Genomic DNA, 22,614 nt, shown 5'->3' on the forward strand with positions numbered 1-22,614 from the left:
AAGGAGCAGAACATGCAGATTATTGCCCATCGTGGCGCCAGCGGTCTGGCCCCCGAAAACACTCTCAAGGCGATGGCCAAAGCGCTGGAGCTGGGAGCATCAGCCATCGAGATCGACGTGCAGGCGGCCGATGGCGAGTTGTGGGTCTTCCACGACCGGCGGCTGGAGCGCTGCACCAATGGCAAGGGGGTACTGACCGAGCAATCCCGCTCCTATCTGGAGCAGCTTGATGCCGGTGAAGGAGAGGTGATCCCGACCCTCTGGCAGGTGATGGAGATCATAGCCGGACGCTGCGAGTTGCACATCGAGCTCAAGGGGGCTCATACCGCCGATGCGGTGGCAGCCCTGACCCGACGGGCAGAGGCCGAGCTGGGCTTTACTCCCGGCCAGTGGGTGGTTTCGTCCTTCCATCACCCGGAGCTGGCCCGATTTGCCGCCTTGCGGCCCGATATCCGCCTCGGCGCCCTGACCGCCAATCTGCCACTCAACCTGGCGCTGTTTGCTGATGAGCTGGGGGCCTGGTCACTTAACTGCGACGTGGATTTTGTCGACCGGATACTGGTGGAAGATGCACATCAACGCGGATTAAGGGTTCTAGTTTATACCGTTGATTATCATGAAGATTATGAAAAACTAGCCAGCATGGGGGTCGATGGAATCTTCACCAATCGTCCAGATCGTTTCCTGTAGCCACCTGACAAGGATACACATATGGATAAGCTCTGATTTAGGCACTAACTTTAAATAGCTGATCGGGATACAAAGAGTTCAACTTCAGCCGATAAGAACAGGCACATAACAATAACCAGTTTCCACACACTCAGACTGACGCTCACAAGGATGTAACTATGAACTTATCGATTAAAAACAAGCTGGTCCTGGCTATCGGGGTCATCATTCTGGTGATCACCGGGATACAGGTCTGGTACAACACCTCGCAACTGCGCAGCGAAACCCAGCGGCTGGTCTGGAATATCATCGACGAAAGCTCCATGGCCAACGTCAAGGGGATCTCCCGCTGGGTTGACTCCCGTATCGCCATCGTCAGCACCACCAAGGAGGCTTTCACCAAAGAGGATGAACCCATCAGCCATCTGGCCCAATCCATGAATGCAGGTGGATTCGACCTGGTCTATGCCGGTACTGCCGATGGCAAGATGATCCAGAGCAAGCCCACCAACCTCCCTGCCGGTTATGACCCCCGTCAACGCCCCTGGTACAAGGATGCGATGGCAGCTGGCAAACTGGTCATTACTGCCCCTTATGCGGATATCTCTACCGGACAACTGATTGTCACCATTGCCGAGCCGTTCCAGCGCGGCAACACTCAGGGCGTCATCGCCGGTGACGTATCCATCAGCGCCCTTATCTCGGATATTCTGGCAGTCACTACCGAGGGCACCTACGCCATTCTGGTAGACAGTAATGGCACCATCATCGCCCACCCGGATGCCTCGTTGAGTCTCAAGTCTGCCACCGCACTGGCCCCTGAATTGACCGCTTCTTACATCAACCAGATCGCCCATGACGGCATGATCAACGAGCTGGTGATCAGTGGCAAGAAAGAGGTCTTTGACTTCAACGCAATCCCCAATACCAACTGGTATTACGGCATGATGGTGGATGAGGAGACCGCCTATCAGTCGGTGCGCAGCATGGTCACCTCCTCCCTCATCCAGGGGCTTATCACCATACTGATCGTGGCTGGCTTCTCCTATGTCGCCATCAATGGTTCACTGGCACCCCTGAAAACCCTGGGCGAAGCGATTGCCGATCTCTCACGCGGCAACGGTGATCTGACCCGCCGCATCAAGATCGAGCGGGAAGACGAGGTGGGCGCGGTTGCCAAGCACGTCAACACCTTCATCGACCGGATCCATGTGATGGTGCAGGATATCTCCAACTCCTCGACCCAGCTTAATCAGCAGGCCAAATCCTCCCACAGCATGGCGGAGAAGGCGAATCAGGGGCTGGCACGTCAGCAAAACGAAATCTCCCAGATCGCTACTGCAGTACACGAGATGTCGGCCACAGCCGTTGAAGTGGCAAGCAACGCCGAACAGACCGCCGAAGCAGCCCGCTCTTCTAGCAGCAGTTGCGAACATGGCAAGCAGGTGATCGCCCGCAACCAGCGCTCCATCACCGATCTGGCCACCCAGGTGGAACAGGCCTCCAACATCATTCAGGAACTGGAGAAAAACGCTCAGGAGATCAACACCATCCTCTCCACCATTCAGGGCATCGCCGAACAGACCAACCTGCTGGCACTCAACGCAGCTATCGAAGCAGCCCGTGCAGGCGAACAGGGCCGGGGTTTCGCTGTGGTGGCAGACGAAGTGCGGGTGCTGTCACAGCGTACCCATAGCTCCACCGTCGAGATCCGCAGCATGATCGAGACCCTGCAGCGCAATACCCAGGGGGCAGTCAGCACCATGCATGAAGGACAGCTGCTGGCCCAGAACAGCGTGGATGATGCCAACAACGCCACCCAGGCGCTGGAACAGATCACCTCCTCCATCAATCAGATCTCCGACATGGCGACCCAGATATCCAGCGCGGCGGAAGAGCAACGAGCGGTGACCGACGAGGTCAGCCGCAACATTCAGGCGGTGAAAGATGTCTCGGACGAACTGGCAGTGGATGCAGACAGCTCACGCCATCTCTCTGAACAACTTAAAAATATTTCGGGTGAACTGAGCAATCAGGTCGGCATGTTCCGCATTTGAGCATGAGCAAAAGGGGCCGTACAGGCCCCTTTTATTTTTCTAAATAGCGCTTAATTTTCAGTGAGTAATCTCACATTACCCGCCAAATACCCCGCCTTGAAATCCTTGTGATTCGTCTGGGATTATCAGATCACCGCCGTGGTCACCGCAGCATTTCGGATTAACTATTTCTATCCGAACAAGTAAATGCCAATAATTCTCATTAAAAAATTACAATAAAAAACTTAAAATTTTTTTCGCGAGTACCTAAAAAGAGAGGTGATTCGCATTTTATTGAAAGAAAACTACGTACAATCCAGAAGTTAAAGTACTCGTAGCTAGGTGTTCAACTGCTCAGTAACACCAAAAAATGACGATAATAACGACATTTTCATCCAGGGATTTGGGTGTTTTATAGAAAAATAACCAATAAAAAGGGAATAAAACCTAGCAGTTTGACTTGCATCAAGCCTGAATTTTTTTCATAGAGCAAAATCGTGCCCAGCAAATCTATCCCTAAGGAGGCAGATGTGGATATTATCAAGACCGATGTGGCCATCATCGGTGCTGGCGGTACCGGCTTACGCGCCGCTATCGCTATAGCCGAATCACAGCCAGACCTGGACATCGCCCTGATTTCCAAGGTTTACCCGATGCGCAGCCACACGGTTGCTGCCGAAGGCGGCGCCGCCGGTGTCGTCCGTGATGACGACTCCCTCGAAAACCACTTCAACGACACCGTCTCCGGTGGTGACTGGCTGTGCGAGCAGGACGTAGTGGAATACTTCGTCAACAACGCGACCAAAGAGATGATCCAGCTGGAGCACTGGGGTTGCCCCTGGAGCCGCAAGCCGGATGGCAAAGCCAACGTGCGTCCGTTTGGTGGCATGAAGGTTCCGCGTACCTGGTTCGCCGCAGACAAGTCCGGTTTCCATATTCTGCACACCCTGTTCCAGACCTCCGTCAAGTACCCGAGCATCAAGCGCTTCGACGAGCATTTCTGCCTTGATCTGATCGTGGACGACGGCCGTGTCCAGGGCGTACTGACCTTCGACATCCAGAACGGTATCACCCGCTTCATCCAGGCCAAATCCGTGATCGTGGCAACCGGCGGCGCTGGCCGTGTCTATCGCTACAACACCAACGGTGGCATCGTCACCGGCGACGGCATGGCACTGGCCTACCGTCACGGCGTACCGCTGCGTGATATGGAATTCGTCCAGTATCACCCGACCGGTCTGCCGGGCACCGGCATCCTGATGACCGAAGGTTGTCGTGGTGAGGGTGGCGTCCTGTTGAACAAGGATGGCTACCGCTACCTGCAAGACTACGGCTTGGGCCCGGAAACCCCGATCGGCCAGCCGAAGAGCAAATACATGGAGCTGGGTCCGCGCGACCGTGTTTCCCAGGCATTCTGGCAAGAGCAGCAGAAAGGCCGCGTCATTCAGGGCCCGATGGGCGATGTGGTTCACCTCGACCTGCGTCACCTTGGCGAGAAGTACCTGAAAGAGCGTCTGCCGTTCATCTGCGAACTGGCCAAAGCCTACGTCAACGTGGATCCGGCCAAAGAGCCTATCCCGGTACGTCCGACTGCCCACTACACCATGGGTGGTATCGAGACTGACAACAAGTGTGCCACCCGTCTGCCCGGCCTCTACGCCGCGGGCGAATGTGCCTCCGTCGGTCTGCACGGTGCGAACCGTCTGGGTTCCAACTCCCTGTCCGAGATCGTGGTATTCGGCAAGCTGGCAGGTGAGCAGGCCGGTGAATTTGCCAAGACTCAGAAGCATGGCAACACCGAAGCGCTGGCCGCCAAGGCCGAGGCGCTCATCAAGCAGCACCTCTCCCTGATGGACGTAGACGGTACCGAAAACCCGGCCGATATCCGCAACGAACTGGGCATGTCCATGGAAGCCGGTGTCGGTATCTACCGTACCGAAGAGCTGATGCAGGGCACCATCGACAAGATCAACGAGCTGAAAGCCCGTTACAAGAAGGTCAAGATCAACGACAAGTCCTCTGTCTTCAACACCGATCTGCTGTACGCCATCGAACTGGGTTACATGCTGGACGTGGCTGAAGCCATGGCGCACTCCGCTATCAATCGTAAAGAGTCCCGCGGTTCCCACCAGCGTCTGGATGGTTACGAAGAGCGCGATGACGTGAACTTCCTCAAGCACACGCTCTCGTTCTACAAAAATGGCGAAACGCCCTCCATCGATTACTCCGATGTGAAGATCACTAAGTCCCAGCCGGCAAAACGCGTGTACGGCTCCGAGGGTGAGAAACAAGACGAGGCTAAGAAGAATGGCTGAGATGATTGAAATTGAGATCCTGCGCTACCGTCCGGAACAGGATAACGAGCCTTGGATGCAAACCTTCCAGGTGCCATACCAGAGAGAGATGTCTCTGCTGGACGCCCTGCAGTACATCAAGGATCACCTGGACTCTACCCTGAGCTTCCGCTGGTCCTGCCGGATGGCGATCTGCGGCTCTTGCGGCATGATGGTCAACGGTGTGCCCAAGCTGGGTTGCAAGGCGTTCCTGCGCGACTACCTGCCGGGCAAGATGACCGTCGAGCCGCTCAACAACTTCCCGATCGAGCGCGATCTGGTGGTCGACATGTCCGACTTCATCGAGAAGCTGGAGAGCATCAAGCCGTACATCATCCCGAGCGAGCCGCGCAGCCTGTGTGATGGCGAGTACATCCAGACTCCGGCCCAGATGGCGCAGTACAAGCAGTTCTCCCAGTGCATCAACTGTGGTCTCTGCTACGCGGCCTGCCCGCAGTACGGCATCAACAAGAAGTTCACCGGTCCGGCGGCACTGGCTCTGGCCTATCGCTACAACGTCGACAACCGTGATGCCGGCGCCAAAGAGCGTATGCGCATCATCAGCCAGGACGAAGGCGTCTGGGGCTGTACCTTCGTGGGCTACTGCTCCGAAGTGTGCCCGAAAGGCGTCGATCCGGCGGCGGCCATCCAGCTTGGCAAGGTCGAAAGCGCCAAGGACTACATGATCGCCATGTTCAAGCCAGATTGAGAGCAGGATTGAGACCATGAACAACACTGATAGCAAACGTAAACCTTACGTCCGCGAAATGAAGAAAGACTGGTGGCTGAAGAACGCCTTCTACACCGGTTACATGATCCGTGAAGGCACCAGTATCTTCGTCTCCATCTACGCCGTTGTGCTGATGTGGGGCCTGATGCGCCTGGTTCAGGGTCAGGAAGCGTTCAACGGCTGGCTGGAATCCCTGCAAAGCCCGATCGCCATCCTGTTCCATGTCGTCGCTCTGGCGGCGTGCCTGTTCCATGCCAAAACCTGGTTCGCCCTGGCGCCGAAAGCCATGCGTATCTTCCGTGGTGAAGACCTGGTACCGGAGAAGCCGATCGTTCTCGCCCAGTATGTGGCGCTGGCGGTGGTGTCCCTGCTTGTCCTGATCATCGTGGCCTGAGGAGAAAACAATGAGACGTTCTGACGAACCAATTTACTGGGGTCTGTTTGGTGCGGGTGGCATGGTCGTTGCCATGCTGCTGCCGGTCATTGTCCTCATCACCGGTCTGCTGGTGCCCATGGGCATCATGGACGTGGAAACCATGAGCTATGACCGCGTGCACGCGTTCGCCAGCTCCTGGTGGGGTGCCTGCATCCTGCTGGTGATCATCGCCCTGCCAATCTGGCACGGTATGCATCGTATCTACCACGGCCTGCATGATCTCGGGATCCACACCACCAAGCTGCACCACTATGTGTTCTATGGCTTTGCCTTCTTGGTATCTGCCATTACCGTCGGTCTGCTGATGGTACTGTTGTTCCAGTAATCACACCGACTGATTGAGAAAACCGGGCACTGTGCCCGGTTTTTTTATCCTCCTGAACAGGTGAAAAGGGCCAGCCGGATTGCTCAGGCTGGCCCTTTTCACCTGAATTTCCTGATGAGCACCTACTCCATCGGTGGCAAGAAGCGGCGCATCACCTCATCCGTATGCCCCCCTTCCTGAAATGCCACCAGCGACTGATTGAGGATGTTCACCAGCTGGTGACCGCGGGGGGAGCCCTTGCTCACTAGCAGATAGAATCCCTTGCGGCTGGGCAGGGCGAGATTGAGCAACCCGCTCTCGCTGCGGTAAATGCCAAGGCTGATGCCTGCCACCAGAGGTTCGATTTCGCTTGGCAGAAAGTCGCAGCGATCCCGCTCCAGCATGTCGAGCGCCTGCTGCAACTGTTTGACCCGGCGTGGCTCCTGCGCAAGCCCGTAGGGGGTGTAGTTGTAGCCAATCACCCCGCACACCCGGGAACGATTGACCGTCTGCAGATCCGGCGGTTCGGGGTAGCGGCGCTTGAGATAGAAGAAACCGAGGTGGGTGTAATAGAGGGGTACGCTATAGAAGGCAAACTCGGCCCGCTCCGGCTTGTAGCTGGCATCCCAGGTCAGCTCGCACAGACCGTTCTGGTGATAATCCGCCAGCTCCTGCTGCACCCGCGCCCAAGGCAGATAGCGGATCTGGTGCGAGAGCCCGCTCTGTTGCAGGGCATCGAGCACCAGCGTCGTCGCCGAACCGGTCAGGCGGCTGGTATCGGGCACCCCGTCCTTGCGCTCCCAGTAGGTAAAGGGGGCCCACTCGTTGCCCTCCCCCAGACAGATCTTCACTGGCGGCTCTTGCCCCCATAGCGCGGGGGACAAGATAGCCATCGCCAATCCCGCCCACCATGTTCCTGCTCGTTTCATCTCCCGCTCCCGAACTGTTTATCCCTCTTGCAGCTTAGCCCAGAAGGGATAGATCTCACTTTGCAGGGGCGCTTTCATGCCACAACGCCAGCAAATTGGCCGGAATGGCACCATAACGGAGCTGCGGTGTCTGGTGCCAGTCAGCCAGCTTTTGCAGGGCTTTCGCCAGATCCTGTGCAAGCGTGCGGGTCACTCTCACCCCGGCTTCCAGATAGAGGCTCTTGATCTCGAAGATCCCCTGCTGACGATGAGCCTTGGCATCCATTCTGCCCACCAGCTTGCCGCGATGGAGCAAGGGCAACACGAAGTAGCCGTATTGGCGCTTGGGGGCAGGGGTGTAGCACTCGATGCGATAGTCAAAATTGAACAGTTCACTGGCCCGCTTGCGATCCCACACCAGCGGGTCGAATGGCGACAAGGCGGTGGTATGGGTTGCCTTGAGGGTGCCCGCCTGCGCCCTTGCCAGCTCATCGGCCAGCGAGGCGTGCACAAAAGCGCCGTGCTGCCACCCGTCTACCCGTACCGGCAGCAGTTCCCCCTCGTCCGCCAGCTGATGGAGCAGGGCGTCATATTTGCCGCGCCGCAGCCGGTAGTAGTCCGCAACCCAGCCAGTTTTGACCAGCCCCAGCGCCCGGCAGCTGGCGCGCACCATATCCCGTTGGGCCTGCTCGACGCTCGGCAGATCCCGCTGGTCGCTCCACTCGGGGAGCACCCGTTCGGCGAGATCATAGACCCGCTGAAAGTTGCGCCGCTCCCGTACCATCAGCTGACCAGTGGTAAACAACACCTCCAGATGGCGCTTCTCCGGCTTCCAGTCCCACCAGCCGTTCCCCTTGCCGGTTGTGCGTTCAAAGTCAGCCGCCCGCACCGGACCATGCTGGCGAATACGCTCGATCAGCTGGCCAATCTCCTGCTGATGGGTGGCAAGCCAGTTGGCCGAAAACTTCCAGCCCATGGCGGCAGGGTCGAGCATCCGATGGCGCAACAGCCGGTAATCCTCGCGGGGCACAAAGCAGGCCTCGTGGGCCCAATATTCGAAGATCTCGCCGTCGGCCAGCAGCTGCTCCAACCAACGCGGTTCGTACTGGCCAAGCCGGCTAAAGAGCACCAGATAGGGGCTGCGCGCCACCACCGAGATGGTGTCTATCTGCAGCAGCGCCATGCGGCGAATGGTGGCCAGCAGATCGGCCGGGGTCGCCTTGCTGCGACGGGGGGCCAGCAGCCCCTGCGCCGCCAGTTGCAGATGACGGGCATCTTGCAGTGATAAATGGGTAATCGACATCAACAACCGCTCCCTGGTATATGACCATCGCGCGCCCGGCGGATGGCCAACAAAACCGGAGGAGGCACCACGCTGGCATGCCTCCCCGCCCTTGTGTGCCTGCGCCGCTATGAGTGGGCCGGGGGCAAGACCAGCTGATTGACCACCAGCATGATCTCTTGATAAGTGGCCTCTACCGTCTCGGGTGTCGGCTCCAGAATAAGGTCATCGGCATAGCCGTTGATGAGGGAGGTGATCTGACGCGCCAGTCGCTGGGCATCGCCCGCCACAAACTCGCCGCTGTCGATCCCCTTTTGCAGGATCTGCTCCAGCACCTCGCGCCACGCCAGAATGATTTTGCGGTAGCTCTCGGCAAATACCGGGTCGCGCAGTGACTCGTTCCAGGCATCCAGATAGATGGCCCAGGAGGCATCCTGACTGGTCGGCAGGTTGTCCCGCACAAAGAGCGGCAACGCTTCGCGGGCTGGCAGCGGCAACAGCCACTCCCGCTGCTCGGCTATCTCCTGACTGGTGAAACGCTCCACGGCGCAGAGGCAGAGCTCCTTCCAATCCTTGAAGTAGTGGTAGACGTGGCTGCGCGCCAGACCGGTGCGCTCGGCAATATCACGGGTTGACGATGCCGCCATCCCCTTCTCTCGAAACAGGGCCAGTACGGCCTCGATGATCATCTCTTTGCGCTGTTCTGCTGATGGGCGTGCCATCTGACCTCCTGCGATATCCATCGATCTGCTTGACTTTGAGCAGTCGCTCAAACAAACTTTGAGCACTCGCTCAAACTTGGCGTTTCCGACATCTTAGGAGATAACCCATGACAACACCAACCACTTCGGCAGCCAGTTGCGACGAGCAGGCCACGCCGTTGCCACACTCGGCCGGTCGTTCGCTGGGGGCGATTGCGCGGGCCAATCCCCTCAAGCTGGCGGGCACCTTCTCGCTGGTGGCCCTCGAAAACATCCTGCTGGTGGTCTATCCCCTGTTCGCCGGCTTTGCCATCGACGCCATCGTCAAGGGCCAGTGGCTGCAGGCCTCGAGCTACGCCCTCATCGTGCTGCTGTTCTGGCTCATCGGCGCCCTGCGCCGGGCGGTCGATACCCGCACCTTCACCCATATCTACGCAGCGCTGGCGGTGCCGGTGATCCTGACACAACGCCAGCAGCAGGAGGGGCAATCCACCATAGTGGCGCGGGTCACCCTGGCGCGGGAGTTTGTCGACTTCTTCGAGAAACATATCCCGATCCTGGCCACCAGCCTGATCTCCATTGTCGGGGCGGCCGTGATGCTGATGGTGATCGAGTTCTGGGTCGGCATCGCCTGCATGGGGGTATTGCTGCTGTTCGGCCTGCTGCTGCCCGGCTTTTCGCGCAAGAACCAGCTGCTGCATGAGCGCCTCAACGATCGACTGGAACACGAGGTCAAGCTGGTCACCCATGCCCAGTCAGCCAACCTCGCCCGTCACTACCGCGCGCTGGCCTGGCTGCGCATCAGGATTTCGGATCGGGAGGCACTCGCTTTTCTGGCGGTCGGCATCAGCGCTTCCCTGCTGTTCCTGCTGGCCATCACCATGCTGATGGCCCAGCCCCAGGTCTCGGCAGGCCATGTCTATGCTGTGATGACCTACCTCTGGAACTTTGTCACCAGCCTGGATGAGGGGCCCGGTCTTGCCGATCAGCTGGCCCGGCTGAGAGACATAGGTCGCCGGGTCAATACCGCCCAACCCGATGAACTGATTTGACATTTTGTATCTGTAACCGGAGTAGAAGATGAATCCGCCCCCCCTTTGCCAACGAGCGTTGACCATGTGCATCAGCTGTTTTTTCCTCGCCGCCTGCGGCCCCAAGATGAGCGACTTTGAGCCCAACACCAGCTACTGGTTCAAGGAGAAACCGGCAGAGGAGAGTGCCCCGCTGGCGCAAGACATGAAGGTGGATATCGCCATCATAGGTGGCGGCTACAGCGGCCTCTCCAGTGCCTGGCATCTGGCCAAGGCTAACCCGTCGCTCAAGATCGCCATCTACGAGGCCAAGCAGGTGGGCAGCGGCGCCTCGGGCCGCAATGGCGGCATGGTGCTGCCGGGCTCCGAGGTGATGGATCTCTACGAAGAGGGGGAGGCGAGCAAGCGCCACTACGATCTCACCGTCGCCAGCATGCGCAAGCTGCAGGCGCTGGTGGCCTCAACCGGCGTCGAGGCCGACCTCAAGCTCAATGGCTATGTGGAGGCGATCCTCGATGAGGAGGATATCGCCGAGTACCGCGACTATGTGAAAACCGCCAATCGCCTCGGCATCCCGCTCCAGTACTGGAACGCCGATACCACCGAAGAGAAACTGGGCACCGACCGCTACGTGGGGGCGGTCTACGACCCCAATGGCGGTCAGGTACACGCCATGAAACTGGTCAATGCCCTGCGCAAAGCGGTGGAGCAGTCGGGCGTTACCATCTACGAGCAGAGCCCGGTGCTGGGTATCAAGGAGGGCAAGCAGATCGAGCTGAATGTAGCCGACAAGTACAAGGTGACCGCCGACAGCATAGTGCTGGCGACCAACGGCTATACCTCAAAACTTGGCTACTTCAGCGGCCGGGTCTTTCCGGTGCACGCCCAGAGCGCCGTCACCGAGCCGCTCACCAAAAAGCAGCTGGCCGCCATCCAGTGGCAGAGTCGGGTGCCCTACTACGACACCCGCAACATCCTGTTCCATCTGGTATTGACCCCGGATAACCGCATCGTCATCGGTGGCGGCAATGCCGAGTACGTCTTCAACGACGGCCTCAACTACAAGGGCGATCTTAACCGGGTCAGCGAAATGATGATGACCGAGCTGGTGACCCTCTATCCGGCCCTCAAGGGGATCAAATTTGAACAGGTGTGGGACGGGGTGCTCGGCATGACCGGCGACAGCACTGAAGCGGTGGGGGTAATGGGGGATCACAAGAACATCTACTACGCCCTCGGCTACAACGGCCACGGCGTCAACCTCTCCTTCCTGTTTGGCGACATCGTGGCCAGCCTCTATCAAGGCAAGGAGCATCCCTGGTTCAACCACGCAGAGCAGACGCTGCCAATGTGGCTGCCGCCAGAGCCGTTCAAGTCAATCGGCGTCAAATCTGCCCTGATGTACTACCAGTGGCAGGACAAGGGCTACAAGGAGTAACCGAGAGCCGAGCAAGAAACAGCCGAGTAACAGACGAAGGCACGCCTCAGGGCGTGCCTTTCTGCAACACCGCCACATCGGCGTGGGGGAAGCTGAGTTCAGCCTGCCAGTTGGCGGCCAGCACCTGAAACGATGCTTCGGCAAAGAAGACGATGTGGGTCGGGTCGTGGCGATAGCGCCAGTTTTTAAACCGCTCGTCACTGAGCACCCGCTGGGTCTGCAGCACCAGCAGGCCACCGGGCTTGAGGCAATCCCACAACTGCGCCAGCACCGTGCGCGGCTCGGCGATATGCTCGATCACCTCGGTACTGGTGATGAAGTCATACTGACGCGTCAGCAACTCGGGAAAATCGGCGTAGAACTTGTCATACCCCGCCATCTGATAACCCGCCTCACGCCCCATCGCCACCAGCGCTGGGCCAGGACCGCAGCCAAAATCGAGGCCACTGGCAGGGGTTGGCACCCGGCTCAACACCTCGCCAAATGCCCGCATCAGAAAGCTGCGATAACGGGGATCATCCACCCGGTTGTCGTGACCGTCATAGACCGCCTTCTCCGCCGCCTCATCCAGATGATCCGCCTCATCCAGCCAGACCAGCTCGCACGCAAGGCAGCGATGATAGCGTTTGCCCGCCACCGGCAGGGGATAACTGCGATGGCTGGCACACAGGGGGCAGCTGACGGTGGATGACATGATGGTTCCTCTTGGGGGCTTCCTGTTGGATAACAGCGGCGCAGATTGCCTGCCCGCTGCCTCGCTGACAACTTTTTTTGCTCCTTAAGGGTTTCTTAAGTTTGCCCTTTTACTCTCAAACCATCGCAAGAGAAGGAGTCACCCATGACCATCGAGATCCAGGCCCCCTACCGATTGCTGCTAGCCAAGTCCCCGCAGCAGGTCATGGCACTGCAAACCTATATCCAGGCAGCCTATACCCTCGAGTTCAACGCCCGCATCCCCCATTTTCTCCCCTGCCTGCTGGGGCTCTACAGGGCGGACGGGACGCTGGTCGGTGCCTGTGGTCTCAATCATGCCAGTGAGGGGCCTCTCTATCTGGAACAGTATCTGGAGCAACCCATCGAGGCCGCCATCAATACCCGCCTCGGGGTCTATCCGGCACGCCACCGCATTATCGAAGTGGGCAATCTGGCCTGCAGCGAACCGGGCAATGCCCGCCTGATGTTCGCGGCCCTGTGTCGCCTGCTGTGTGAAAACGCCCTCGACTACGTGGTCTTTACCGGCACCGCCAAGCTGCGCAACAGCTTTGCCCGTTTGCAACTCAATCCGGTGGAGCTGGCCCCCGCCCAGGCTCATCAGGTGGGGGCCGACGCCGACGCCTGGGGTGAGTACTACCGTTGCCAACCCAAGGTGATGGTGGGCGACATCAATCAGGGGCGCGAGGTGCTGTCCCAGAGCAGCCTGCTGCTCAATCTGCTGGCCCCCATGCCAACCCTGTTTGACGATGCCGGCAAGAGCAGTGATAACCAGCCCCATCAAAAAAGGTGCGCCCAATGAGCCTGTTCGACGCCATCGCCAAACATGCCCACGAGGATCCGCAATCCCCTGCGCTGCTGAGCAGCCAGCAGCGTCTCGATTACCAGACCCTGTGGCAACAGATCCAGCGTCTGGCCAGCCAGCTGCAACAGCTCGACATCAGCCGTCTGGCGCTGCAACTGGACAACGGCCTGCCCTGGGCGCTGCTGGATCTCGCTTGCACCCGTGCCGGTATCGTGGTCATTCCGGTGCCCCACTTCTTCAGTCAGGCCCAGCAGGCCTGGTTGCTGGAGAGCAGCGGCGCCGATGCGCTGGTGGGGCCATATCATCAGGGGTGGCATGCCGCCGAGCCGCTCTCGCTGATCACCGGCGAGCTGCCGCTCTGGCGCTATATCCCGGCCAATCGACCGGCGCTTCCCAAGGGCACTGCCAAGATCACCTACACCTCCGGCACCACGGGCCAGCCCAAGGGCGTCTGCCTGTTACTGACCCAGATGATGGCGGTAAGCCATGCGCTGGCCGAGCGGGTTGCGCCAGCCAAGGTGGAAAAACACCTGACCCTGCTGCCGCTGGCGACCCTGCTTGAGAACATCACCGGCCTCTATGTGCCGCTGCTGACCGGCGCCTGCAGCCGCATTCCGTCCCTCGGGGAGCTCGGTTTCACCGGCTCCAGTTCGCTCAATGCGGCCATGCTGGGGGAAGCGCTGCTGCGCTGGTCGACCCACAGTCTGGTGCTGGTGCCCGAACTGCTGCGCCTGCTACTGGCGCTCTGCATCAGCACCCCAACGCTGGCCCAACAGCTCAAGAGCCTGCGCTTTATTGCCGTCGGTGGCGGCAAGGTGGCCCCCGACCTGATCAAACATGCCCGCCAGCTCGGCCTGCCGGTGTATGAGGGATATGGCCTCTCGGAGTGTGGCTCCGTGGTGGCGCTCAACAGCCCGGATGCTGACAAGCCCGGCAGCGTCGGCCGCCCCCTGCCCCACTGTCAGGTCACCATCGCCAGCGACGGCGAAATTATGGTGAGCGGCAGTGCCATGCTGGGCTATCTCGGCAGCAACGAACCGACTCCCGAACAGATCGCCACTGGCGAACCTTCTGCCATGCAGATCGCCACAGGCGATCTGGGTCATCTCGATGATGAGGGCTACCTCCATATCACCGGGCGCAAGAAGAATGTCCAGATCACCGCCTTTGGCCGCAACTTCTCCCCCGAGTGGGTGGAAGCCGAGGCCCAGCTCTGCCCCGCCATCGCCCGCATCGTGGTGTTTGGCGATGGCCAGCCTGCCAACGTGGCGCTGATCCAGCCCCTGCCGGGCAAAGAGGCGGATCTGCCCCACCAGATCGCCGGTCTGAACCAGCGGCTGCCCGATTATGCCCGGCTGCACCACTGGTTGCCGGTGGCGCTGGATCAACATCCCGGGCTGCTGACCGCCAACGGGCGCCCCCGTCGCAACGAGATTTACCAACACTTTTCCCGGCAAATCAGCCAATGCCTTACAGGAGAATCGTCATGAGCTTCTACCAGACTCTGCAACAAGCCACTGCCAGTGAGCGTGAGCATCTGTTCAACGCCCCCATTATCGAAGCCTGTCGCCGTGGCGATATCAGCCGTGACACCTATCTCGCCTTTCTGGCGCAGGCCTACTACCACGTGCGCCACACAGTTCCGCTCCTGATGGCCACCGGCGGCAAGCTGGGTCAGGAGTACGAGTGGGTGCGCGGCGCCATTGCCGAATACATCGACGAGGAGTATGGCCATCAGGAGTGGATCTTAAGCGATATCCGCGCCTGTGGCGGTGATGCCGAGGCGGTGCGCCACGGCCAGCCCGGGCTGTCCATCGAGCTGATGGTCGCCTTCCTCTACGACCAGATCCAGCGCGGCAACCCCATGGGCTTCTTCGGCATGGTACAGGTGCTGGAAGGCACCAGCGTGGCCATCGCCCTCACCGTCGCCGACCAGCTGAAAAAGGGCCTCGGCCTGCCACCCCAGGCGATGAGCTACCTGAGCTCCCACGGCGCCCTGGATCAGGAGCACCTCAAGTTCTTTGAATCCCTGATGGATCGGGTCGAGAGCCCGGCGGATCAAGCCGCCATCATTCACGGGGCCAAGGTGGTTTATCGTCTCTATGGCGAGATGCTCTACAACCTCACCGCCACTGTATAAGTTGGCAGCAGACAGCAAAAAGGGAACCCACACCATGAACCTTGAAGGGAAACTCGTGCTGCTCACCGGCGCCAGCGGTGGCATAGGTGAAGAGCTCGCGCAGGAGTTGGCGGCCCAGGGGGCCCACCTGCTGCTGCATGGTCGCCGTGCTCCTGTGCTGGAACGGCTGTGCAAGTCACTGCCGCATCCCGAGCGCCATCAGGTGGTGCTCGCCGACCTCGGCTCTGCACAGGAGCGAGCCAAGCTGCTGCAACACCCGGCGCTGGAGAATGGACTCGACATCCTGATCAACAACGCTGGCTGCAACCAGTTTGCCTGGCTGGAAGATCAGAGCTTCGAGCAGGTGGAGCGCCAGCTGCTGCTCAATATCGAGGCGCCAATCCAGCTCACCCGCGCCCTGCTGCCCAGATTGCGCAAGCCGGGGATCATCATGAACATGGGGTCGAGCCTGGGCAGCATTGGCTACCCCGGTTACAGCGTCTACTGCGCCAGCAAATTTGCCCTGCGCGGCTTTAGCGAGGCGCTGGGACGGGAGCTGGAGGGGAGCGGCGTCAAGGTGCTGCACTTTGCTCCGCGCGCCACCCGCACCAAGCTCAATTCCGAGGCCGCCTACGAGATGAATGCAGCGCTCGGCACCCAGACTGACAGCCCGCAAGAGGTAGCCGAAGAGGCCATCATCGCCCTGTGCAACGAGACCCGCCGCAGCTGGCTCGGCTGGCCGGAAAAACTGTTCGTGCGGCTCAATGCCCTGCTGCCTGGCATCGTCGACAAGGCGCTGGCCAGACAGCTGCCAATCATCAAACGTTATGCCCGTCATCTTCAGCCAGGGACGGCTGATACCAGCGCAAACATTGCGCCACAACCAGACTTGTCCCGCCCGATCCCGACCAAGAAGGAGCATTAATATGAACTTTTTCCGTCAATCAGTGACCTCTTGTGCCATCGCCATCCTGCTGGGATCCACCTCAGTCATGGCCGCGGGTGATGCCCTCGTCCCCATCCAGCAACAGTGGGCCGTCTGCCAGTATCAACAGACCGGCAAGGCGAAAGAGAGCTGCCTCGAAACCCTGAGCACCCAGGCCGAAGCGGCCAGCGCCAAGGAGCCCTTTCGCACCGACCTGCTCATCTGGTCTGCCATCGTCAAGAGCACCTGGGCGGGGGCCAAAGGGGGGCTGGGGGCACTGAGTCTGGTGAAAGAGGCCAAGGCCAAGCTGGAGCTGGCGCTCAAGCAGGATCCCAAGGCGCTGGACGGCTCCGCCTATACCAGCCTGGGCTCCCTCTACTATCAGGTGCCCGGCTGGCCGGTCGGCTTTGGCGATGACGAAAAGGCAGAACAACTGCTCAAGCAGGCGCTGGCCATCAATCCTGATGGCATCGACCCCAACTTCTTCTATGGCGACTTCCTGCTGGATCAGGGTCGCAAAGCCGAGGCCAAAACCTATCTCGACAAGGCGCTGGCCGCCCCGGCCCGCCCGGGCCGCGAAGTGGCCGACGAAGGGCGCAGAATGGAGATCCGCGATCGGCTGGCCAAGCTATAAAACCCTGATGGATCAAAGAACTATTTAAACTCTGCCCACCAGCTTGCATACTGGTGGGCAGGGTTGTTTATGCCACGGCACGCCCTGGCGCTGAGCCAGATCGCCACACCCAACAAACCAAGGGAGAAAAGAATGCGGATCCTGCTGGTGGAAGATGATGTGATGCTGGGGGATGGTATGCAGGATGCACTGCGCCATAGCGGCTACACGGTGGACTGGCTGCAACAGGGGTTGCCCGCTCTGGCAGCCCTCAAGAGCGACGAGTTCGCCGCCCTGATCCTCGATCTCAACCTGCCCGACATCGATGGCCTCAGCCTGCTGCGCAAGTTGCGACGTGAAGGACACCAGCTGCCTGTGCTGATCCTCACCGCCCGCGATGCGCTGGACGATCGGGTGGTCGGCCTCGATGCCGGCTCCGACGACTACATGGTCAAGCCCTTCGCCCTGCAGGAGCTCAACGCCCGCCTGCGCGCCCTGGTTCGTCGCAGCAAGGGGCAGGCTCAGGCGGTACTGGAGTATGGCGACATCCTCATCTATCCAGAATCCCAGCAGGTCACCTATCAGGGGGAGGCGGTCAAACTCACCCCCCACGAATACAAGCTGCTGCAGGAGCTGATCAGCCAGAGCGGCCGGGTGCTGAGCAAGGATCAGCTGCAACAGAGCCTCTACGGCTGGGATGAAGGGGCCGAGAGCAACGCGGTAGAGGTGCATATCCACCACCTGCGCAAGAAGTTCTACAGCGACCTGATCCGCAATATTCGTGGTGTCGGTTACATCATTCCCCAGCTTGATCAGGCCAGCCGGAGTGCTCCCCGATGAAAAGACCGCGCTCCATCCGCCGCTTTCTGCTCACCGGCATTCTCACGCTGGTGAGCCTGAGTCTTACCATCAGCGCCTTTATCGGCTACATGGAGGCGAGCCACGAAATGGAGGAGCTGTTTGATGCCCGCCTCGCCCAGTCGGCGCGCATCACCAACCAGCTGCTGGCCCGCTATATGGCCCAGCAGGGGCAGTTGCCCGCCAATGGCACCGTCTATCAGGAGTGGGAGGCGCAGAACCCCGATGAGTGGCAAAAAGATCCCAGCCTCAACCTGACCGGCGAAGATCGGGAGATCACCCCCTACGGCCACGAGTTCGAACGCAATCTCTACTTCCAGCTGCTCGATGAAAAGGGCGGCCTGCTGCTGCGCGCCCCCAGCGCCCCGGAGCAGCCGCTGGTCACCTTGGCTATCGGCTTCGACACGGTCGAAAAAGATAATCACCAGTGGCGCACCTTCACTCTCTACAACCAACAGGAGCAGACCTGGCTGGTGGTGGCCGAGCGGGACGACGAGCGCAGCGAACTGGCCAGCAAGATGGCCACCCTCACCATGCTGCCGCTGCTGATCACCCTCCCGTTTCTGCTGGCCCTGCTCTGGTGGCTCATCACTCGCGGGCTGGCCCCCCTGCGCCAGCTGGCCCAGGCCATCAGCGAGCGTCACCCCGCCAACCTGAGCCCCCTCAGCCTCAAGATAAGCGCTCAGGAGCTGACGCCTCTCACCAACGAGATCAACCGCCTGATGCAGGCACTGGCGGAGACCATAGAGCGGGAGAAACAGTTCACCAACGAGGCGGCCCACGAGCTGCGCACCCCGCTGGCGGTGCTGCGGATCCACAGTGAAAATGCCCTGGCTGCCATTGATGACGCCAGTCGCCAGCAATCCCTGCACAAGATGTTGCAGGCCCTCGACCGCAGCGATCGGCTGATCCGCCAACTGCTGACCCAGGCCCGTATCGACAACCAGCAGGGACTGGTACTGACTGAGCTGGAGATAGGCCACCTGCTGCAAGGCACCCTGGCAACGCTTGCTCCTATCGCGCTCAAGAAGGATCAGCAGCTGTCGCTGGAGTGTGAATTGCCGCTGCTGGTGATGGGGCAGGCCACCCTGCTCGAGCTGCTGTTCAGCAATCTCATCGACAATGCGCTGCGCTACACCCAGCCGGAGGGCGAGATCAGGGTGCGGGTTCAGCGAGAGGGCAACCGGGTGAGGGTGGATGTGAGCGACAACGGCCCCGGCATTCCCGCCAGCGCCTTGCCCCGGCTGTATGAACGCTTCTTTCGGGTCAATCCCCAGCAGGGGGATGGAGTGGGTCTCGGCATGGCCATTGTTTCGCGCATCGCCCAGCTGCACGGCGCCGACCTCGATGTCCACAACCGGCCGGAAGGGGGGCTGGAGGTGAGCGTGTTACTCCCGCTCCCGCCGGCAAGATAAGCGATAAGTAAAGAGCCCGCGATGCGGGCTCTTTACTTTCAATGACAATCTGGCTGCACGGTAAAGGTTCGACTGGCATCCACCGGGCCCAGCTCCGCCAGCAGACGTCGGCCCAGCAGCACCGGATAGATCATCTTGCTGCGATCCCGCAGGGTAAACCACTCCTCATACACCTTGTCCCCCAGACAGATGGACATGGTCACCGTTGGCCGCTGCTCCATGCCGCCCGCTCCGCGCACCGTCACGCTGCGCTCGACCCGCCGCTCGAACTGCTGTTTGACCAGCTTGCCGCTGTCGGCATCGGTCACATCCAGCATAAAGCGCACCCAGGGTTTGCCATCCCGTTTGAAGTGGACGAGGGAGCGTGCATCGAGGGAAGAGGTGAGCGCCCCGGTGTCGAGTTTCATCTTCACCGCCACGCCGGTAGGCAAAATAAGCCCCTTCTCGATCCAGCCATAGCTGGCCGGGGTCTCAGCCAGCGCACTGCCACACAGTGCCAGCATCAGGGTGATCCCCACCATCATCTTGCCCATTTTACTGCCCTGCCTTGTCAATCCTGCGCCCAGATCTACCACAGTCCCATTGTGGGTCAATCCGATTTATTTCAGCTACTTGGATAATATCTGGCGGGTCAGGAGAGAGAGGACAAAGAGTGGCCGAACGGCGGCCCAAGCGGGCGGGAATATCGTAGGAGAGCAAGGCACCGAACGGTGCTGGATGAAACTGGTGGTTAACCTCAGGTTGTGACGCCAAAGGCTACCACAAGGATTTACAAATTATCAGTCTTGTTCTGAAGGGATTTTTGCCTACACTGTTGTAAACCGGAGGGCCTGAAAACCACCGGTTTTTTTGCGCCTGCCGAAAATTTGCCACTGCAAAAGTGACTTTCAACAAGGCTCAATAAGGAATTTGTAATGCGTATCGAAGAAGACTTGAAGCTCGGTTTCAAGGATGTCCTGTTCCGCCCCAAGCGCTCTACTCTCAAGAGCCGTTCCCAAGTAAGCCTGACCCGTCAGTTCACCTTCAAACATACTCAGACCCAATGGCAAGGCGTACCCGTCATCGCCGCCAACATGGATACCGTCGGCAGCTTCGCCATGGCGCGCACGCTGGCCGGTTTCGAGATGATGACCGCGGTACACAAGCACTACAGCCTTGAGCAGTGGCAAGCTTTCGTCAACGAGACCGACCCGGCGCTGCTGGGCCATGTGATGGTCTCCACCGGCACCTCGGCTGAAGATTTCGCCAAGACCCGCCAGATCCTCGCCATGTCCGAAGCGCTGCGCTTCATCTGTGTCGATGTGGCCAACGGCTACTCCGAACACTTCGTCGAGTTCGTACGCAAGATTCGTGAAGCCTGCCCCAACCACGTCATTCTGGCGGGCAACGTAGTGACCGGCGAGATGGTCGAAGAGCTGATCCTCTCCGGCGCCGACATCGTCAAGGTCGGTATCGGCCCGGGCTCGGTCTGTACCACTCGCGTCAAGACAGGCGTCGGCTACCCGCAGCTCTCCGCCATCATCGAGTGTGCCGACGCGGCCCACGGCCTCGGCGGCCAGATCGTCGGTGACGGCGGCTGCACCTGCCCGGGCGACGTCGCCAAAGCCTTCGGCGGCGGCGCCGACTTCGTGATGCTGGGTGGCATGCTGGCAGCCCACGAAGAGTGCGGTGGCGAGATCGTCGATGTAGACGGCGAACCCTTCATGAAGTTCTACGGCATGAGCTCCTCCAGCGCCATGGACAAGCACGCCGGTGGCGTCGCCGAGTACCGAGCCTCCGAGGGTAAAACCGTGCTGCTGCCCTACCGCGGCCCGGTCGAGAACGCCGTGCGCGACATTCTGGGCGGCGTGCGCTCCACCTGTACCTACGTCGGAGCCAGCCAACTGAAAGAGTTGACCAAGCGCACCACCTTCATCCGGGTTCGCGAGCAAGAGAACAACGTCTACGGCAAGGAGTAAGCTGCCGCAGCGACCGTCACGCGCTGACGGTTAGAAGCCAGTCAACCGGTGTGCTACCCTGCGCACCGGTTTTTTTGCATCTGGGATCCCGAGCCATGACCACTCACCTGCCCCCGTTTGACTGGGATATCTTCTGTTGCGTCGTCGATAACTTCGGCGACATCGGTGTCACCTGGCGACTCGCCCGCCAGCTAAAACGGGAGGGGAATATTGCGGCACATGGCGATGAGGTTCAGGTGCGACTCTGGGTGGACGATCTGGCAAGTTTCGCCCGCATCTGCCCCGGGCTCGACCCGGCGCAGGATGGCCAGTGGGTCGAAGGCATCTATATCCAGCACTGGCATGAGACCCTGCCGAGCGACATGGCACCGGCCAAGGTGGTGATCGAGGCCTTTGCCTGCGAGTTGCCCGCCCCCTTCATTGAACGAATGGCCGAACTGATGGCGAGCCAACCCAAGCCCCCCTGCTGGATCAATCTGGAGTACCTCTCGGCGGAGAGCTGGGTCGAGGATTGCCACGGCCTCGCCTCGCCCCAGCGGGTTGGCAATAAAAGCCTCAACAAATACTTCTTCTTCCCGGGCTTTACCGCTAAAACCGGCGGCCTTTTGTGCGAACGCGACCTCATCACCGAACGGGAACAGTGGCAGCAAGATGATGCGGGACTTACCGCCTACTGGGCCAGCCTTGGTTTGCCGCCAAAACAAGAGCACGAGCTGCGGGTCAGCCTCTTTACCTACGAGAGCGATGCACTGCAAAGCCTGGTCGAGAGCTGGTGCCATAGCGCCACGCCCGTCACCCTACTGCTGCCGCTGGGGCGCTCTCTCAACGATGTGCTCACCGGTGCCGGTCTGACTGATGCCATCCCTGCAGCCAAAGCGGGGGATCTGCTCCACTCGGGCAACCTCACCATCAAGCTGCTGCCGATGACCGATCAGGCCGGTTACGATCGACTGCTCTGGAGCTGCGATCTCAATCTGGTGCGTGGGGAGGACTCCTTCGTTCGGGCCCAGTGGGCCGCTCGTCCTTTCCTCTGGCATATCTACCAACAGGAGGAGGAAGCCCATCTGGTCAAGCTGGAGCAGTTCCTTGACCACTACTTATCCGATCTGCCCGCCGAGTGCGCTCAATGGCTGCACCGCTTTAATCTGGCCCTCAACTGTGGCGAAGATTGCGGCGAACTTTGGGCCCAATGGCCCCGATATAGCGCCATTTGGCAGCAACATGGGCGAAGCTGGTCAAAGAAGTTGCTCCGGGATGGGGATCTCGTCACACGGTTGGTGAAATTTTTAGAAAGCCGTATATAATCTGGCAGTTTTTATCCGTCCGTTTCACGAACAGGAAT

General features: G+C 59.9%; 22 protein-coding genes. 17 read left to right on the forward strand and 5 right to left on the reverse strand.

Features of this window, described 5'->3' with window-relative positions:
* Nucleotides 1-12 precede the first annotated feature (12 nt).
* The 6 genes from G5182_RS04805 (at nucleotide 13) to frdD (ending at nucleotide 6,529) form a co-directional block, all read left to right on the forward strand.
* Entirely contained in the window at nucleotides 13-690 is a 678-nt protein-coding gene (locus G5182_RS04805) for a glycerophosphodiester phosphodiesterase (RefSeq protein ID WP_421230607.1), read from the forward strand.
* A 158-nt stretch (nucleotides 691-848) separates the two neighbouring features.
* Nucleotides 849-2,726: a methyl-accepting chemotaxis protein gene (locus tag G5182_RS04810; RefSeq protein WP_266134319.1), complete on the forward strand. Its 1,878-nt coding sequence runs from the start codon at nucleotides 849-851 to the stop codon at nucleotides 2,724-2,726.
* A gap of 509 nt (nucleotides 2,727-3,235) precedes the next feature.
* Nucleotides 3,236-5,020, forward strand: a complete 1,785-nt coding sequence (frdA, locus tag G5182_RS04815) for a fumarate reductase (quinol) flavoprotein subunit (RefSeq protein ID WP_005335056.1) — start codon at nucleotides 3,236-3,238, stop codon at nucleotides 5,018-5,020.
* Entirely contained in the window at nucleotides 5,013-5,747 is a 735-nt protein-coding gene (locus G5182_RS04820; RefSeq protein ID WP_005335057.1) for a succinate dehydrogenase/fumarate reductase iron-sulfur subunit, read from the forward strand. Before frdA ends, G5182_RS04820 begins: the two co-directional genes overlap by 8 nt.
* A gap of 16 nt (nucleotides 5,748-5,763) precedes the next feature.
* Nucleotides 5,764-6,162: a hypothetical protein gene (locus G5182_RS04825; RefSeq protein WP_005335058.1), complete on the forward strand. Its 399-nt coding sequence runs from the start codon at nucleotides 5,764-5,766 to the stop codon at nucleotides 6,160-6,162.
* 10 nt (nucleotides 6,163-6,172) lie between these two features.
* Nucleotides 6,173-6,529: a fumarate reductase subunit FrdD gene (gene frdD / locus G5182_RS04830; protein WP_227342095.1), complete on the forward strand. Its 357-nt coding sequence runs from the start codon at nucleotides 6,173-6,175 to the stop codon at nucleotides 6,527-6,529.
* 122 nt (nucleotides 6,530-6,651) lie between these two features.
* On the opposite strand, the gene G5182_RS04835 is transcribed toward frdD, so the two are convergent.
* The 3 genes from G5182_RS04835 to G5182_RS04845 form a co-directional block, all read right to left on the reverse strand.
* Nucleotides 6,652-7,401 (reverse strand): substrate-binding periplasmic protein, encoded by a 750-nt coding sequence (locus G5182_RS04835; protein WP_227343007.1) that lies wholly within the window; start codon nucleotides 7,399-7,401, stop codon nucleotides 6,652-6,654.
* Nucleotides 7,402-7,492: 91 nt separating this feature from the next.
* A complete protein-coding gene (locus G5182_RS04840) occupies nucleotides 7,493-8,719 on the reverse strand; it encodes a winged helix-turn-helix domain-containing protein (protein WP_421254227.1) in 1,227 nt (408 codons plus the stop codon).
* A 107-nt stretch (nucleotides 8,720-8,826) separates the two neighbouring features.
* Nucleotides 8,827-9,420, reverse strand: a complete 594-nt coding sequence (locus tag G5182_RS04845; RefSeq protein ID WP_421254228.1) for a TetR/AcrR family transcriptional regulator — start codon at nucleotides 9,418-9,420, stop codon at nucleotides 8,827-8,829.
* Nucleotides 9,421-9,527: 107 nt separating this feature from the next.
* Between G5182_RS04845 and G5182_RS04850 the strand changes: the two genes are divergently transcribed.
* Both G5182_RS04850 and G5182_RS04855 read left to right on the forward strand, forming a co-directional pair.
* Nucleotides 9,528-10,451 carry an ABC transporter six-transmembrane domain-containing protein gene (locus G5182_RS04850; RefSeq protein WP_421254229.1) on the forward strand — a complete coding sequence of 308 codons (924 nt, stop codon included), beginning with the start codon at nucleotides 9,528-9,530 and terminating at the stop codon, nucleotides 10,449-10,451.
* A 28-nt stretch (nucleotides 10,452-10,479) separates the two neighbouring features.
* Nucleotides 10,480-11,868, forward strand: a complete 1,389-nt coding sequence (locus tag G5182_RS04855) for an NAD(P)/FAD-dependent oxidoreductase (RefSeq protein ID WP_421254230.1) — start codon at nucleotides 10,480-10,482, stop codon at nucleotides 11,866-11,868.
* A gap of 46 nt (nucleotides 11,869-11,914) precedes the next feature.
* On the opposite strand, the gene G5182_RS04860 is transcribed toward G5182_RS04855, so the two are convergent.
* Entirely contained in the window at nucleotides 11,915-12,562 is a 648-nt protein-coding gene (locus tag G5182_RS04860; protein ID WP_421254231.1) for a class I SAM-dependent methyltransferase, read from the reverse strand.
* Between the two features lie 144 nt (nucleotides 12,563-12,706).
* Between G5182_RS04860 and G5182_RS04865 the strand changes: the two genes are divergently transcribed.
* The 7 genes from G5182_RS04865 to G5182_RS04895 all read left to right on the forward strand — a co-directional run bounded on the left by G5182_RS04865 (nucleotide 12,707) and on the right by G5182_RS04895 (nucleotide 19,314).
* The gene (locus G5182_RS04865) at nucleotides 12,707-13,381 is read left to right on the forward strand and encodes a thermostable hemolysin (protein WP_421254232.1); all 675 of its coding nucleotides are present in this window, start codon (nucleotides 12,707-12,709) and stop codon (nucleotides 13,379-13,381) included.
* Nucleotides 13,378-14,874 (forward strand): AMP-dependent synthetase/ligase, encoded by a 1,497-nt coding sequence (locus G5182_RS04870; protein WP_216953042.1) that lies wholly within the window; start codon nucleotides 13,378-13,380, stop codon nucleotides 14,872-14,874. Before G5182_RS04865 ends, G5182_RS04870 begins: the two co-directional genes overlap by 4 nt.
* Nucleotides 14,871-15,524 carry a TenA family transcriptional regulator gene (locus tag G5182_RS04875; protein ID WP_421230612.1) on the forward strand — a complete coding sequence of 218 codons (654 nt, stop codon included), beginning with the start codon at nucleotides 14,871-14,873 and terminating at the stop codon, nucleotides 15,522-15,524. The genes G5182_RS04870 and G5182_RS04875 overlap by 4 nt, the downstream gene beginning before the upstream one ends.
* Before the next feature lie 34 nt (nucleotides 15,525-15,558).
* A complete protein-coding gene (locus G5182_RS04880) occupies nucleotides 15,559-16,428 on the forward strand; it encodes an SDR family oxidoreductase (RefSeq protein WP_202001790.1) in 870 nt (289 codons plus the stop codon).
* Between the two features lies 1 nt (nucleotide 16,429).
* A complete protein-coding gene (locus tag G5182_RS04885; RefSeq protein ID WP_202001787.1) occupies nucleotides 16,430-17,062 on the forward strand; it encodes a tetratricopeptide repeat protein in 633 nt (210 codons plus the stop codon).
* A gap of 132 nt (nucleotides 17,063-17,194) precedes the next feature.
* Nucleotides 17,195-17,881: a response regulator gene (locus tag G5182_RS04890; RefSeq protein ID WP_227343003.1), complete on the forward strand. Its 687-nt coding sequence runs from the start codon at nucleotides 17,195-17,197 to the stop codon at nucleotides 17,879-17,881.
* On the forward strand, nucleotides 17,878-19,314 hold the full coding sequence (locus G5182_RS04895) for an ATP-binding protein (protein WP_227342087.1): 1,437 nt from the start codon (nucleotides 17,878-17,880) through the stop codon (nucleotides 19,312-19,314). The genes G5182_RS04890 and G5182_RS04895 overlap by 4 nt, the downstream gene beginning before the upstream one ends.
* 38 nt (nucleotides 19,315-19,352) lie before the next feature.
* Here G5182_RS04895 and G5182_RS04900 read toward each other — a convergent pair whose 3' ends face one another.
* Nucleotides 19,353-19,847 carry an ATP-dependent zinc protease gene (locus G5182_RS04900; protein WP_227342085.1) on the reverse strand — a complete coding sequence of 165 codons (495 nt, stop codon included), beginning with the start codon at nucleotides 19,845-19,847 and terminating at the stop codon, nucleotides 19,353-19,355.
* Nucleotides 19,848-20,228: 381 nt separating this feature from the next.
* Here G5182_RS04900 and G5182_RS04905 point away from each other — a divergent pair, with 381 nt between their 5' ends.
* Nucleotides 20,229-21,272, forward strand: coding sequence for a GMP reductase (locus tag G5182_RS04905; RefSeq protein ID WP_005348017.1), 1,044 nt, complete (start codon nucleotides 20,229-20,231; stop codon nucleotides 21,270-21,272).
* A 95-nt stretch (nucleotides 21,273-21,367) separates the two neighbouring features.
* A complete protein-coding gene (gene earP / locus G5182_RS04910) occupies nucleotides 21,368-22,576 on the forward strand; it encodes an elongation factor P maturation arginine rhamnosyltransferase EarP (RefSeq protein WP_227342083.1) in 1,209 nt (402 codons plus the stop codon).
* Nucleotides 22,577-22,614: the final 38 nt, after the last annotated feature.

It is taken from the genome of Aeromonas sp. 600948, assembly GCF_049174875.1.
In the GTDB taxonomy this organism is placed as follows: Bacteria; Pseudomonadota; Gammaproteobacteria; order Enterobacterales; family Aeromonadaceae; genus Aeromonas; species Aeromonas veronii_A.

Excerpts from the sequence above, each read along its gene's own strand:
- G5182_RS04805 (WP_421230607.1), top strand. The coding sequence starts at position 13 with ATGCAGATTATTGCCCATCGTGGCGCCAGCGGTCTGGCCCCCGAAAAC.
- G5182_RS04810 (WP_266134319.1), top strand. The coding sequence starts at position 849 with ATGAACTTATCGATTAAAAACAAGCTGGTCCTGGCTATCGGGGTCATC.
- G5182_RS04820 (WP_005335057.1), top strand. The coding sequence starts at position 5,013 with ATGGCTGAGATGATTGAAATTGAGATCCTGCGCTACCGTCCGGAACAG.
- G5182_RS04825 (WP_005335058.1), top strand. The coding sequence starts at position 5,764 with ATGAACAACACTGATAGCAAACGTAAACCTTACGTCCGCGAAATGAAG.
- frdD (WP_227342095.1), top strand. The coding sequence starts at position 6,173 with ATGAGACGTTCTGACGAACCAATTTACTGGGGTCTGTTTGGTGCGGGT.
- G5182_RS04835 (WP_227343007.1), bottom strand. The coding sequence starts at position 7,401 with ATGGCTATCTTGTCCCCCGCGCTATGGGGGCAAGAGCCGCCAGTGAAG.
- G5182_RS04840 (WP_421254227.1), bottom strand. The coding sequence starts at position 8,719 with ATGTCGATTACCCATTTATCACTGCAAGATGCCCGTCATCTGCAACTG.
- G5182_RS04845 (WP_421254228.1), bottom strand. The coding sequence starts at position 9,420 with ATGGCACGCCCATCAGCAGAACAGCGCAAAGAGATGATCATCGAGGCC.
- G5182_RS04850 (WP_421254229.1), top strand. The coding sequence starts at position 9,528 with ATGACAACACCAACCACTTCGGCAGCCAGTTGCGACGAGCAGGCCACG.
- G5182_RS04855 (WP_421254230.1), top strand. The coding sequence starts at position 10,480 with ATGAATCCGCCCCCCCTTTGCCAACGAGCGTTGACCATGTGCATCAGC.
- G5182_RS04860 (WP_421254231.1), bottom strand. The coding sequence starts at position 12,562 with ATGTCATCCACCGTCAGCTGCCCCCTGTGTGCCAGCCATCGCAGTTAT.
- G5182_RS04865 (WP_421254232.1), top strand. The coding sequence starts at position 12,707 with ATGACCATCGAGATCCAGGCCCCCTACCGATTGCTGCTAGCCAAGTCC.
- G5182_RS04870 (WP_216953042.1), top strand. The coding sequence starts at position 13,378 with ATGAGCCTGTTCGACGCCATCGCCAAACATGCCCACGAGGATCCGCAA.
- G5182_RS04875 (WP_421230612.1), top strand. The coding sequence starts at position 14,871 with ATGAGCTTCTACCAGACTCTGCAACAAGCCACTGCCAGTGAGCGTGAG.
- G5182_RS04880 (WP_202001790.1), top strand. The coding sequence starts at position 15,559 with ATGAACCTTGAAGGGAAACTCGTGCTGCTCACCGGCGCCAGCGGTGGC.
- G5182_RS04885 (WP_202001787.1), top strand. The coding sequence starts at position 16,430 with ATGAACTTTTTCCGTCAATCAGTGACCTCTTGTGCCATCGCCATCCTG.
- G5182_RS04890 (WP_227343003.1), top strand. The coding sequence starts at position 17,195 with ATGCGGATCCTGCTGGTGGAAGATGATGTGATGCTGGGGGATGGTATG.
- G5182_RS04895 (WP_227342087.1), top strand. The coding sequence starts at position 17,878 with ATGAAAAGACCGCGCTCCATCCGCCGCTTTCTGCTCACCGGCATTCTC.
- G5182_RS04900 (WP_227342085.1), bottom strand. The coding sequence starts at position 19,847 with ATGGGCAAGATGATGGTGGGGATCACCCTGATGCTGGCACTGTGTGGC.
- G5182_RS04905 (WP_005348017.1), top strand. The coding sequence starts at position 20,229 with ATGCGTATCGAAGAAGACTTGAAGCTCGGTTTCAAGGATGTCCTGTTC.
- earP (WP_227342083.1), top strand. The coding sequence starts at position 21,368 with ATGACCACTCACCTGCCCCCGTTTGACTGGGATATCTTCTGTTGCGTC.